Annotated in this window: 8 protein-coding genes; 7 read left to right on the top strand and 1 reads right to left on the bottom strand. The window is 40.5% G+C overall.

Annotation, left to right across the window (positions count from 1 at the left end; genetic code table 11):
* Window positions 1-11: 11 nt before the first annotated feature.
* The gene (locus DWZ33_RS06110; RefSeq protein ID WP_118454180.1) at window positions 12-1,484 is read left to right on the top strand and encodes a family 1 glycosylhydrolase; all 1,473 of its coding nucleotides are present in this window, start codon (window positions 12-14) and stop codon (window positions 1,482-1,484) included.
* Window positions 1,485-2,015: 531 nt separating this feature from the next.
* Here DWZ33_RS06110 and DWZ33_RS06105 read toward each other — a convergent pair.
* On the bottom strand, window positions 2,016-3,593 hold the full coding sequence (locus DWZ33_RS06105; protein ID WP_118454179.1) for a carbohydrate-binding domain-containing protein: 1,578 nt from the start codon (window positions 3,591-3,593) through the stop codon (window positions 2,016-2,018).
* Window positions 3,594-3,729: 136 nt separating this feature from the next.
* Here DWZ33_RS06105 and DWZ33_RS06100 point away from each other — a divergent pair, with 136 nt between their 5' ends.
* From DWZ33_RS06100 to pulA, 6 genes are all read left to right on the top strand, one after another.
* Window positions 3,730-3,951 carry a hypothetical protein gene (locus DWZ33_RS06100; RefSeq protein WP_022937193.1) on the top strand — a complete coding sequence of 74 codons (222 nt, stop codon included), beginning with the start codon at window positions 3,730-3,732 and terminating at the stop codon, window positions 3,949-3,951.
* 118 nt (window positions 3,952-4,069) lie between these two features.
* On the top strand, window positions 4,070-5,764 hold the full coding sequence (locus DWZ33_RS06095; protein ID WP_022937192.1) for a phospho-sugar mutase: 1,695 nt from the start codon (window positions 4,070-4,072) through the stop codon (window positions 5,762-5,764).
* A 119-nt stretch (window positions 5,765-5,883) separates the two neighbouring features.
* The gene (gene glgB / locus DWZ33_RS06090) at window positions 5,884-7,764 is read left to right on the top strand and encodes a 1,4-alpha-glucan branching protein GlgB (protein ID WP_118454178.1); all 1,881 of its coding nucleotides are present in this window, start codon (window positions 5,884-5,886) and stop codon (window positions 7,762-7,764) included.
* 108 nt (window positions 7,765-7,872) lie between these two features.
* On the top strand, window positions 7,873-10,290 hold the full coding sequence (locus DWZ33_RS06085; protein ID WP_118454177.1) for a glycogen/starch/alpha-glucan phosphorylase: 2,418 nt from the start codon (window positions 7,873-7,875) through the stop codon (window positions 10,288-10,290).
* 167 nt (window positions 10,291-10,457) lie between these two features.
* Entirely contained in the window at window positions 10,458-10,841 is a 384-nt protein-coding gene (locus DWZ33_RS06080; protein ID WP_022937189.1) for a hypothetical protein, read from the top strand.
* A 242-nt stretch (window positions 10,842-11,083) separates the two neighbouring features.
* A complete protein-coding gene (gene pulA, locus DWZ33_RS06075) occupies window positions 11,084-13,198 on the top strand; it encodes a type I pullulanase (protein ID WP_118454176.1) in 2,115 nt (704 codons plus the stop codon).
* The last annotated feature ends 2 nt before the right edge of the window (window positions 13,199-13,200 follow it).

Genomic DNA, 13,200 nt, shown 5'->3' with positions numbered 1-13,200 from the left:
AGGTATTGTTTATGAGTTTTCCAAAAGATTTTTACTGGGGCGGCGCAACCGCTGCTAATCAGTGTGAGGGTGCATGGAACGCAGATGGCCGCGGCATGGCTTTGACGGATGTCACTACCGGCGGTTCAGTCAAGGAACCAAGAATGATCACTTATATCGGTGCTGACGGCAAACCGGGAAAGATCAGAAGTATGGGTGAAGCGCTCCCTGAGGGTGCCAAATATGCCGTGCTTGATGATTGCTATTATCCAAATCATGAGGGCATCGATTTCTATCACCGCTATAAAGAGGATATCGCTTTGTTTGCGGAAATGGGCTTTAAAATGTTCAGAATGTCAATCTCATGGTCTCGCCTCTATCCTAACGGCGATGAATTAGAGCCTAATCAAAAGGGGATTGAATTCTATCGTTCAGTATTTGAAGAATGTAAAAAGTACAACATCGAACCGTTGGTTACGATCCACCACTTTGATACGCCGTTATATTTAGAGGAGCATTATGATGGCTGGAACAATCGTAAACTGATCGAATTCTATGACCGTTTTGCGGAAACGTGCTTTAAGGAATACAAAGGGTTAGTAAAATACTGGCTGACGTTCAATGAAATCAATAACACGGTCATGTTCCTTGAAATGTTTGGCAATACAGCAAGTGATGAAATGTATCAGCGAGCTTATCAGCAGCTGCATTATCAGTTTGTAGCAAGCGCGCATGCGGTAAAGAAGGCACATGAAATCGATCCGGACTATGTGGTAGGCTGCATGATCTGCGGCATCACGTTCTATCCGGGAACATGTGATCCTGAAGATATCCTGCTGAACCGTCATACATGGGAAAAGGGAATCTTCTATTGCGGCGATGTGCAGTGCAAGGGAAAATATCCAACCTTTGCGAAACGTTTGTGGGATGAGCATGATGTGCATTTAGATATCACGGATCAGGACTTGATCGATTTGCAAGAAGGTAAAGTAGATCTGTATACGTTCTCTTACTACATGTCAACCGTGGTAACGAGCCATGAAGTAAAGGAAACAGTAAGCGGCAATTTCTCAGCCGGAGCAAAGAATCCATATCTGACGTATTCAGACTGGGGCTGGGCCTTAGATCCAAAGGGACTGCGCTATTATCTGGAAATGATCTATGACCGCTATGAGCTGCCGTTAATGGTGGTAGAGAATGGTTTGGGAGCTTATGATGAAGTGGAAAGTGACGGAGCGATCCATGATCCATACCGCATCGACTATATCCGAGAACATATCCTCGACATGGATAAGGCAATCGAAGCGGGAGTCAACCTGATCGGGTATACGACATGGGGCTGTATCGATCTGGTATCCGCAGGAACCGGCGAGATGCGGAAGCGATATGGATTCATATATGTAGATAAAGATGATGAAGGCAAGGGAAGCTTTGACCGCAGCAGAAAAGACAGCTTCTATTGGTATAAAAAGGTTATCGCCAGCAATGGTAAGGATTTAGATTAAAACATACAGGTGTCTGAAAAGGCACCTTTTTTGCATATTATAAAAGACTTCTCGTTAAAGAAGTCTTTGTTTTACTATTGTCAGTATTAGAGGTGCACAGTTTCTGTTTATCTCAGCAGAAAATAACCAAACAATATATAAATAACAGAAAAAAATAATTGATATGATTTTTTTGTGTTGGACTGTATCGTTAAAGCAATCGATAAACACAGTGCCGCTAAAATATTTTGATACTGCGGTAATAGACGATTGCCAATAATAAAACCAGCAATGCAGAAATGAAAACTATGGCTCTACTTAACTCTTTCATTTTTAAATGAGATAAACAATTATATCTACCTCCTCCGTGTCGCCATTATAGAGAGGTATCTTGAATTTATCAATCAATGAAATGATGAAAAATCATCAAAATTATGATTATCTATATGATTCATTTTTATATAAAAGTATTTTCTGTGTTTGAGGTAGAGTAAATAAAATTGTCACCGTGCTTATTGAAAAAGGCTTCTCGCTAAAGAAGCCTTCATTTATTTATTTTTGTTCCGCCACTGAGTAGAGAAAAGTACCGCCTTTACTTAGCGTGAAGCTTGTCAGTTTTTCACTATCATCATCCTGACCATTGAAGTCAGGCAACCCTTGCGGCATTTCACCTCCGTTTTCAGGCGGTTCTTTCATATCGCCTTCCGGTTTGCCCATTCGATTTTCATCCTTTTCACCATCTGGCTTTTTCAAGTCGTCCTCATTCATGCCCTCTGGTTTCATACCAAAGCCGCCATGTCCCATGCCGCGTCCGCCGCTTGTACTGTATTCAAGCTGGGCAGTAATGTCTGCGTCACTGATTTTCGTATAAATGCTGCCATTTAATTCACCGGTAACCGAAGCTGCTTTCGCAGCAGTATAATCACCCTCGGCAAGCTGATCTGAAGAATAGACTAAGACTGTGTAATCATTAACTGCATAGAAGGCCGCAATAGCTTCATCATCACTGTTTTTTAAAACAATGAGATCTTCTTCATGCTGTTTTTCAGTGAAATTTAATACAATAAAATTTTGTGCTGACTCTGCCGCTATTTCATCGTACATATTGCCGCTTGCCAGTAAAGTACCGCCATTGATATAAATACCTAAATCTGAATCAACCCCGCTGTCCATGCTTGATGGATTAGCGGATGCGATAATTGTACCGCCGTTAATTACAATCCAGCCGTTTGAATCAATGCCGTCACCCTCTTCGCCATTACCCGCATCACAGGTAATTGTACCGCCATTGATTGTGATAACAGAAATATTGTCTTCATTGGCATTCAGGGAATCGTCCGCTGAGTTGACAGTAAGTACACCACCATTAATGGTAAGATGCATGTAAGTTTCAATACCTTCATTATCCGCATTGACAGTCAGCTGACCATTGCCCTTTTCTTCACCATTAATATTCATAGAAACCTTAGATTCAATGGCACCGTCAAATTTATATTTTTTCTTAGTAGTTCCTTCTTTGTAAATCTTTGCGACATGTGAACCATTAATTACATTGACTGAATCATCTGCCAGTATCAAATTAAAACCGGCATCCGCAGTATCGACATCCTTACTTGGTTCAGCTGCTGACTCTGCGCTGCATTCATAAGCATTCAAAGCAACAATTGCACTGCTGACTGTACTGGTAAGATTAACATTGTTTAACGTCAGATTTACAACTGCCTCTGGATTCTCGTTCGCATCCTCACCCAAGTCAATCAAAATCTGGCCATAGCTGAGCGATCCGCTGACAGAATAATTACCCGGCTCCGTAATATTAACGACCGTATGCTTAGCTGCTTCTTCAGCACTATGTTCATCAGCCGTTGATCCTTCACCATAGCTGTCATCCTTGCCTTCCTCATAATAAATAATATCATTGCTGACATAGACCTTGCTGCTGCTGTCAGTTGAGGCGGCTTGACCATCTACCAGCACCCCCTCATCAGCAAGCGTGATAACCGTGCCATCAAAGCTGTTATCAGTTTGGCTCAAATCTGTATTGGTATTTGCTGAGCTGCAGCCGCTGAGCGTACCGGCTAATGCACCGGCAATCAGCCATGCTGTCAGTCTTTGTTTTGTTGAATTCATGAAATTTCATCCTTTCTTGCATTTAACTGAAGTATAGCGAAGCAATATGTGCAACAGGTGATGAATAAATGAAAATTATGTGGTATTGACAATAAAATAAGCATAACAGGGAAGGCTAAAGACAAGGAGGTAAACTATGCAACATAAAACTAATCAACATAAAGGATTTAATAAGCAGCAAAAGACAGGCTTGCTTGGTTTCATTTTAGGAGCTTTCATTCTCAGCCCTTTAGTCAAGGATGCGGCGTCGGCTCTTCTTGGCATGCGTAATTATCCGGTTTTCGCCTTTGTTTTAGGCTGCGTCGGTCTATTCATGCTGCCGCTTTTGGTTAATACTTTCAGTCCATCACAGCACTGATTTCAGTTGTTTTTATCATTCATTATAAGATTTCGTAAGCTCTTACAAAAAAGTGCATTTTCAACAGATTTTTTATGTGGTTTGTTGTATAATTGATGTAGATTGAGGAGGAAATCTTATGATTGAAGAAAAGTATAATAAGTGGGTGAATCATCCAAATATCGATCCGGCATTAAAAGCTGAACTGCTGGCTATGGATGAAAAACAGAAAGTGGATGCTTTCTATACAAACATTGAATTTGGTACAGCGGGTATGCGCGGTCTGCTGGGGGCTGGAACGAATCGCATTAATTTACATACGATCCGTAAGGCAAACGCCGGTTTTGCTCAATATATCACAGCTAATGGTGAAGCGGCTATGCAGCGCGGGGTAGCCATCGGCTATGATAATCGTCATATGTCTTATGAGTTTGCGATGGATTCCGCTAAGGTTTTGGCTTCTTATAACATTCGTTCTTATGTTTTTGAAAGTCTGCGGCCAACCCCGGAGTTAAGCTTTGCAGTTCGTACTTTAAACTGCTTTGGCGGCATCATGGTAACAGCTTCTCATAATCCTAAAGAATATAATGGCTATAAGCTGTATGATGAAAAAGGCTGCCAATTGATTCCTGATTTAGCGAAACAGGTTATTGACCGTGTTAATGCTGTTGAGGATGAGCTGGCAATCAGAGTGGATCTGACACCGGAACAGGAAAAGCTGATTACGGTGATCGGCAAAGAAATCGATGAACAATATTATGCCAAGGTATTAGGCATTCAATTAAATCCAGAGGTTAAGAAAACTGATGTGAAAATTATTTTCACGCCGCAGCACGGCACAGCGAATATTCCTGTGAAGGAAGTATTTACCCGCGCTGGTTATCAGTTTGTACCGGTTGAGGAACAATGCACACCTGATCCTGATTTTTCTAACACACCAACGCCGAATCCTGAAGAAACCGCTTCTTATAATTTAGCGTTAGAGTATGCGAAACGTGAAGACGCTGATATCGTACTTAGCTGCGATCCAGACGCTGACCGCATGGGGGTAGCCGTGAAGCATCATGGCGAATATGTTTTACTGACTGGTAATCAAAGCGGTTCAGTATTGATTGAGTACATCTTATCACAATTAAAGGCCAAGGGAAAAATGCCTGCAAATCCAGTGATGTTTAATACGGTTGTTACGAGTGATCTCGGTGAAAAAATTGCGGCTAAGTATGGTGTTGAAACAGAAAAAACGCTGACTGGTTTCAAATTCATCGGTGAAAAGGTAGCTAAATATGAGCTTACTCATGAAAAAGAATATGTATTTGGTTATGAGGAAAGCTATGGTTCACTGATTTCACCGTTTGTCCGCGATAAAGATGCGCCGCAGGCTTGTCTGATGCTTGCGGAAGCTGCCTGCTTCTATAAGGCACAGGGCAAGACCTTAGTGGATGTTCTGGATGGTTTGTATGACGAACTGGGAACTTATCAGGAGAGTCAGACATCAATTACACTGGCAGGCAAAGAGGGTGCTGAGCGAATCAAAGAAATCATCGCTACCTTCAGAAATGAAGCGCCAAAAGAAATCGGCGGCTTAAAGGTTATTGCCAGTGAAGACTACGGCTGTCTGAAACGCTATGAGAATGGTAGTGAACAGGCATTGATCGGCTTTACGAAGTCAGACGTATTAAAATTCTATCTTGAAGACGGCAGCTGGATTGCAGTGCGGCCAAGCGGTACTGAACCAAAGTGTAAATTCTACTATTGTGTCCGCGGTACCAGCAAAGAGAACGCGAAGGAAAAGACAGAGATTCTGCAGGCTGCCATGAAAAAAGCCATCGAATAGCTGACTAATTATGACTGATAGTCAAAGCCTGAATTATTCAGGCTTTTTCTTTTTTAAAAGGCTTTCAGAATAGTCTGAAATAGAGTAAAATAAGGATATATGAAATGGGGTAAATGATTATGAAAAAATCATCATTAGAACAATTTTATAACGGCATGAGCTTAACCGCTTATGAGTATTTTGGCGCGCATTGTATTGAAAAAGGCGGACAGAAGGGTGTTATGTTCCGTACTTATGCGCCGCATGCAAGAGATATTTCTGTCATTGGCGAATTTAATGAATGGCAGGGTACCAAAATGAAACGCGTTGATGCCAAGGGTGTCTATGAAGTCTTCATTCCACACGCAAAACGCGGTCAAATGTATAAGCTGCGTGTTCATCAGGCCACTGGCCGCATTGTTGATAAGGCAGATCCTTATGCTTTTTACAGTGAACTCAGACCAAATACGGCAAGTATTATTGAAGAGGTTCACCGCAATCTATTCACTGATGATGAATGGATGAAAAACCGCACGAAGAATTTTGATCAGCCAGTCAGCATCTATGAGGTACATATCGGATCATGGAAAAAACCAGATGAAGACAATGTTTGGTATACCTATGATGAAATCGGTGATGATTTGATTAAATATGCCAAGAAGGTTGGTTATACTCATCTTGAACTGATGCCGCTGAATGAATATCCTTTTGATGGATCATGGGGTTATCAGTGCAGCGGTTATTTCTCAGCGACGAGCCGCTATGGAACAGTGGAACAGCTGATGCGTTTTATCAATAAATGCCATCGGCATAATCTGGGTGTCATTATCGATTTTGTACCGGTACATTTTGTAAAGGATGACTATACACTCGGCTATTTTGACGGCACACCGCTTTATGAATATGAAAAGGGTGAAGATGCCAACAGTCAGTGGGGTACCAGTAACTTTAACCTCAGCCGTGAAGAGGTGCGTTCTTTCCTGATGTCAGCAGCTAATTTCTGGTTAGAGGTATATCATGTAGACGGTTTGCGCATGGATGCTATCAGCAATATCATTTATTGGCATGGCAATAAGGATAAGGGTGAAAATAAAGGTGCTTTGGATTTCATTAAACGTCTGAATTACCATTTGTCAGAAAAGCATCCAACTTGTATGCTGATCGCGGAGGATTCAAGTGATTTTCCTAAGGTTACCAAACCAACGGTTGACGGCGGCTTGGGCTTTGATTATAAATGGGATCTTGGCTGGATGCATGATACATTGAAATATTTTGAACTTGATCCGATTTATCGTCAGTATCATCACAATCAGCTGACTTTCTCAATGGCTTATTTTTATTCAGAAAAATTTATGATGCCATTCTCACATGATGAAGTAGTCCATGGCAAGCATACGATTATTGATAAAATTTGGGGAACTTATGAACAGAAATTCGCGCAATGCAGGGCTTTATACACCTACATGTTTACGCATCCGGGCAAAAAGCTGAATTTCATGGGAAATGAAATTGCGCAATTCAGAGAATGGGATGAGAATCGTGAAAATGACTGGTTCCTTCTTGATTATCCGATTCATGATGCATTCTTAAAATTCTTTACTGATCTGCATAAGCTGATGCGCAAATATCCGGCGATGTATGAGCTGGATTATCAAGGTGAAGGCTTCAGATGGATTGATGCTGATAATAAATCACAGAATGTTTTTGTTTATACCCGACGCAATAAGAATCAGAAATTCCTTGTCGTACTGAATCTGTCACCGAATCATTATGACAATTTCTGTATCGGTTTGGAAAATAAGGGAAGCATTAAGGAGATCTTAAATAGTGATCAGGATATTTACGGCGGCAGCGGAATTGTAAATCCAAAGGCTATCCGTACGCATAATGAACCGTATAACTTCCTGCCTTATTCAGTAAGGATTGATCTGGCTCCGTTTGCCGGTGCTGTTTTTGAGATCAAGGAAAGTGCTGTAAAGAGCGAAAAGGCGAAAGCAGCCGGCACCAAAGCGGCAAAATAAGAATAAAATAGTGTAAATAATAGCATGTTAAGGGTTACATTGGCTACTATTATTAGGTTATTTATGCTAAAATCTATGTGGCTTTATGGAAAAAGAGGGAACTAAAAAATGTATATTGATAAATTTAAGAACAAAGAAGAGTTCAAAGAAGAGTTTAAACGAAGAATTATTGAGAAATATGGCCGTTCAATCGAACAAGCCCATGTTACTGAAAAATACATGGTGCTGGGTACGATGGTTCGTGACTATGCGTCAGTTAACTGGAAGGCGAGCAAGGAGGAGATTGCCCGTGTTGAAGGAAAACAGATGTACTATTTCTCCATGGAGTTTTTGATTGGCAGACTGCTGACAAGCAATCTGATGAATCTGGGCATTTATGATATCGTTAAAGAAGGTCTGGCTGATCTGGGTCTTGATATTAATAAGCTTGAAGATATGGAAAGCGATGCTGGTTTAGGAAACGGCGGTCTTGGCCGTCTTGCGGCTTGCTTCCTCGATTCACTGGCCTCATTAAACTATGCTGGCCACGGAAACTGTATCCGTTATGAATATGGTTTATTTAAGCAGAAAATTATTGATGGCAAGCAGGTAGAGGTACCTGATCAGTGGCTGCGTTTAGGAAATGTTTGGGAAGTCCGCAAACCAAAGCACAGCGTGGATGTGAAATTCTGGGGACATATTGAAATGTCAATGGATGAACATGGCAAAGCGCGTATTAATCATGCCGACGCGCATATCATCAGAGCTGTGCCTTACGATATGGAAGTTATCGGCTATGATACGAAGCTGACAAATACACTGCGTCTGTGGAGTGCAGAGCCGGCTGAGGATGCCAGCAATTCTCAGGGCTTCTCTGAATATATTCGTGAAGTTAATGAAATCAATCAGAATGTATATCCTGATGATTCAACGGAAGCTGGCCGTTATCTGCGTTTAAAACAGCAATATTTCTTTGTATCAGCGGGTTTAACAGCAATGATCAAGGCACATCTGCGCGTATATCCTACCTTGGATAATCTGGCGGATAAGAATTGTGTTCAGCTGAATGATACCCATCCAGTATTGGCTATCCCTGAAATGATGCATCTTTTAATGGACGATTATCTGTATGAATGGGATGACGCATGGCGGATTACGACGGAAACTATGGCTTATACCAATCATACGGTACTTGCGGAAGCCCTTGAAAAATGGCCGATTCAGTTTATTCAGACGATGCTGCCGCGTATTTATATGATTATTGAGGAAATCAATAAGCGTTATATCTATGCATTAAATCATGTATATTACCGCCCGGATCTGATTAATGATACAGCAATTATTAAAGATGGTCAGGTGCATATGGCAAATCTTGCAATCATTGGTTCTCATTCAATTAATGGTGTTGCGAAGCTGCATACACAGATTTTAGTTAAGGATGTATTTAAGAACTATTATGCAATTATGCCAGAGAAGTTTAATAATAAGACAAACGGTATTACACACCGCCGCTGGCTTGTTTATTCTAACCCGCAGCTGACAGAGCTTTTAAAGGATACAATTGGTGATTCCTTCATCAAGCATCCGCAGGATTTAGTTAAGCTGATGGATCATATCGATGATGCGAAGCTTCAGCAGCGTTTCTTAGATGTGAAGATGGAAAGAAAACAGATTCTGGCTGATTATATCAAAAAGAATGTCGGCATTGAGGTTGACGTTAATTCGATTTTTGATGTGCAGGCAAAACGTCTGCATGCCTATAAGCGTCAGCTTTTGAATGTAATGCATATTATTTATCTGTATCAGCGAATGAAGGCAGACAGCAGCTTCAGAATTTATCCGCGTACATTTATTTTCGCGGCTAAGGCAGCACCGGCTTATCACTTTGCGAAGAAGGTCATCGAATTGATTAATTCAATCGCAGCTGTGGTAAATAACGATCCGGAAATCAACCGCTATATGAAGGTTGTCTTTATTCCTAATTACAGTGTATCTATCGCGGAAATTCTGATGAATGCCGCTGATGTATCGGAACAAATCTCAACGGCTGGCAAGGAAGCCAGCGGTACCGGCAATATGAAATTCATGATGAACGGAGCAATTACGCTGGGAACGCTTGATGGCGCGAATGTGGAAATTGTTGAACGTGTCGGTTATGAAAATGCGGAAATCTTCGGTTTGCGTGCTGAAGAGGTTGAAGAGATCAAACGTGCTAATTCATACCATGTTTGGGACTACTACAATACTCATGAAACACTGAAGCGAATCGTTGACAGCTTTATTGATGGTACATGGTCACAGAATAAGGATGAATTTAAACTGATTTATGATGAATTAATGTTTAAAAATGATGAATATCTGCTGTTGGCGGATTTTGATGAATATGAAAAAGCTCAGGCTAATATCCGCAAGCGTTATGAAGACCGCAGCGGCTGGGCTAGAATGTGTCTGCTGAACATTGCTCAGTCAGGCTATTTCTCATCAGACCGTACAATTGAAGAATATGTCAGAGATATTTGGCATATTGAAAAAATCAACGTTAAATAATCGAAAAAGCGATGTTTCAGATAAGCTGAGACACGCTTTTTATTATATTATGCGGCCTTGACATCAGAATTCTAAGCAAGATAAAATATGAATGAAGGAACTATGCTGCAGCTTTTTGTTTTTGGGTTGGCTTATGAACGATTTTATTCATAAAAAGGAGGGCACAGATGAAGAAAAAACTATGCTTGTTTGTTATATGGGTTATAATCGGTTCTGGTATTGAGGCAGCTGTTAATCCAATTGGCAGTACATGGTCAGGCTTAGGACATCTTTTTGTCAATTATATTGTACTGCTTTCACTGTTTCCATTTGGGGCAGGCTTGATCCTATTCTATGATGAAACAAAAAAGGATGAACCTATTCCTTGTCTAATTTTAACAATTCTATTATTATTGCTTGCTAACGCATCAATACTTCTCTTATGGATCATTCCTAATTTATTCAATCTTGAGTTCAATCTTCCCCTATTAAGCAGCTTCACTCAATGCTATCGTTATATTCCGGTACTATCATTTGGAGCCGCATATTTCGCATCAAAGATTAGAAAATAATACAAAAAAGGCTCGTTTCAATTGAATGAAATGTGCCTTTTTTCTGTTTTCACCACTTTTCTTATTAAACTAAGTAAGATAAAATTGGTCCCAGTGCCATCATTGCGCAAACAATCAGCACGAGAATAATCACTATTTTCTTTTTCATGACATTATCATAACAGGAAAAAATCAATTCGTAAAGCTAAGGTACGACTGGTACAACCTCTAAAAATAGTTTATACTATAAATTAGGTGATAATATGCGAGCTGTTGATTATTTTGAAGCTTATTTAGACGATTTTGATAAAATCGTAATTTTTTTCTCAAAAGAAAGCTATGACGGGGTCAGCCGTCAATTTTATCTGCGTGATGATTTCGGCAATATTGATGAATTGCAGATTCTGTCCGTGGAGCCTTTAACGACTCACATCAAATATACATGCCGTGTGCTGCATGAAATTGAAATTGGCAGAGAGTATCAGGTACTTCATCAATTTGCCCGGTCGACGATTCTGCAATACTCTTATATCGTAAAGCGGCCGCGCTTTGATGCGATGTTTGCTTATGATGGAAATGATCTTGGGGCTAATTATACGCCGGCTGCTACAACCTTTGTGATATGGGCGCCGACGGCAGCTAAGGTCTGCTTGGAAATTCAGCGCAAGGATCAGCCAGAAATACATATGATGGAGAAGAGTGAAAAGGGTACGTTCAGATTAACCTTAAAGGGTGATTATGAACTTGCTAAATACGTTTACCATGTTCGTGTTAATGGCATATGGAATGAATCTATTGATCCTTATGGTAAATCATCAACTATTAACTCTACACGTTCTATCGTAGTAGATTTATCTAAAATTAAAATGGCTGAGGGTCAGCTGCCAATCATGCATGGTAATACAGAAGCTATTATTTATGAAACCAGTGTCCGTGATTTTACGATGAAACCGAATATCGGTGTCAGTCATCCAGGCAAATTTAAAGGTTTTGTGGAAGAAAATGAAACAACCAAGTCATTAAATACTGGGTTTAGTTATTTAAAAACATTAGGGATTACCCATGTTCAGCTGATGCCGGTGCTGGATTTTGGTTCGGTAGATGAATACAACCAGCGTTTGTTCTATAATTGGGGTTATGATCCTTTGCAATATATGACATTAGAAGGCAGCTATGCCAGCAATTCATTTGATCCGATGTCCAGAATCAATGATTTTTGTGAGCTTGTTGATAAGCTGCATGAAAATGGAATGCGTATTGTGCTTGATGTGGTATTCAATCATGTTTTTGATCTGCCGACCAGTTCTTTTCAGAAAATTGTGCCTGGTTATTATTTTCAAATGAATGAGCTGGGTCATTATTCTAATGGCACATGGTGCGGCAATGATTTTGATTCCACCGGCTTTATGGCGAGAAAATTTATCGTTGATGCCTGTGTTTATCTGGCAAAAACTTTCCGAATTGATGGCTTCCGCTTTGATTTGATGGGAATTCTTGATGTGGATACGGTGAATGAGGTGTATCGCCGCTGCCGTGAAATTAATCGAGATTTTATCATTTATGGTGAGGGCTGGGATATGCCTTCCTACCTTGATCCAAATCGCCGCGCGTCGATTGCCAATCATGATAAAATGCCGATGATCGCGCATTTCTCTGATCGTTTCCGCGACGTTATCAAGGGACGAACCAGTGTTGAAGAAATTGATGTGAAAGGCTACTGTTCCAATGATCTGTCACTGATCCAGGTAGCCAAAGATGTGTTAAGCGCCAGTGTAACAAATAAGAATAATATCACGGCTTATTTCTCAAGCCCTCAGCAGGCGGTAAACTATGTCGAATGCCATGATAATATGACATGCTGGGATAAGCTGAAAAGCTGCTGCCGTGAAGATACCCGTGAAACAAGAATAAAACGTCAGCAATTATGTCTGGCGGCCGTACTTTTTGCGCAAGGCATACCGTTTATTCACAGCGGTCAGGAATTTGCGAGAACAAAGCATGGCAAACCAAATACATATTGTGATTCTGATTCGATTAACCGTATTGACTATGAGCGCCGCAACCGGTATCTGTCGATTGTGGAATTTGCCAAAGACTGTATTGCTTTGCGAAAGTCACTGCCTTGTTTCTCCTATGCTACAACTCAGGATATACTTGAATATGTAAGCTTTGAGGAAATCAATCACAGCGCGCTGGTTTATCGTATGAAGGATGAAATCAATGATGTGGCGGTTATTTTTAACCCAACTCAGAATTATTACGAATATGATATGAAGAATAATTATCAGCTGATATTTAAAGATGGTAAAATAACACCTGAAGAGCAGCGGATTGTTAAAGTTGAACCATTATCTGTTTTGGTATTGAAAAGAGGTTAATT

The organism is Dielma fastidiosa (genome assembly GCF_003475485.1).
Lineage (GTDB): Bacteria > Bacillota_I > Bacilli_A > Erysipelotrichales > Erysipelotrichaceae > Dielma > Dielma fastidiosa.
The sequence above is the reverse complement of the archived record's forward strand: the minus strand, read 5'-3'. Positions and strand labels throughout refer to the sequence as shown.

Coding starts and splice junctions, on each gene's coding strand:
- DWZ33_RS06110 (WP_118454180.1), top strand. CDS start 12: ATGAGTTTTCCAAAAGATTTTTACTGGGGCGGCGCAACCGCTGCTAAT.
- DWZ33_RS06105 (WP_118454179.1), bottom strand. CDS start 3,593: ATGAATTCAACAAAACAAAGACTGACAGCATGGCTGATTGCCGGTGCA.
- DWZ33_RS06100 (WP_022937193.1), top strand. CDS start 3,730: ATGCAACATAAAACTAATCAACATAAAGGATTTAATAAGCAGCAAAAG.
- DWZ33_RS06095 (WP_022937192.1), top strand. CDS start 4,070: ATGATTGAAGAAAAGTATAATAAGTGGGTGAATCATCCAAATATCGAT.
- glgB (WP_118454178.1), top strand. CDS start 5,884: ATGAAAAAATCATCATTAGAACAATTTTATAACGGCATGAGCTTAACC.
- DWZ33_RS06085 (WP_118454177.1), top strand. CDS start 7,873: ATGTATATTGATAAATTTAAGAACAAAGAAGAGTTCAAAGAAGAGTTT.
- DWZ33_RS06080 (WP_022937189.1), top strand. CDS start 10,458: ATGAAGAAAAAACTATGCTTGTTTGTTATATGGGTTATAATCGGTTCT.
- pulA (WP_118454176.1), top strand. CDS start 11,084: ATGCGAGCTGTTGATTATTTTGAAGCTTATTTAGACGATTTTGATAAA.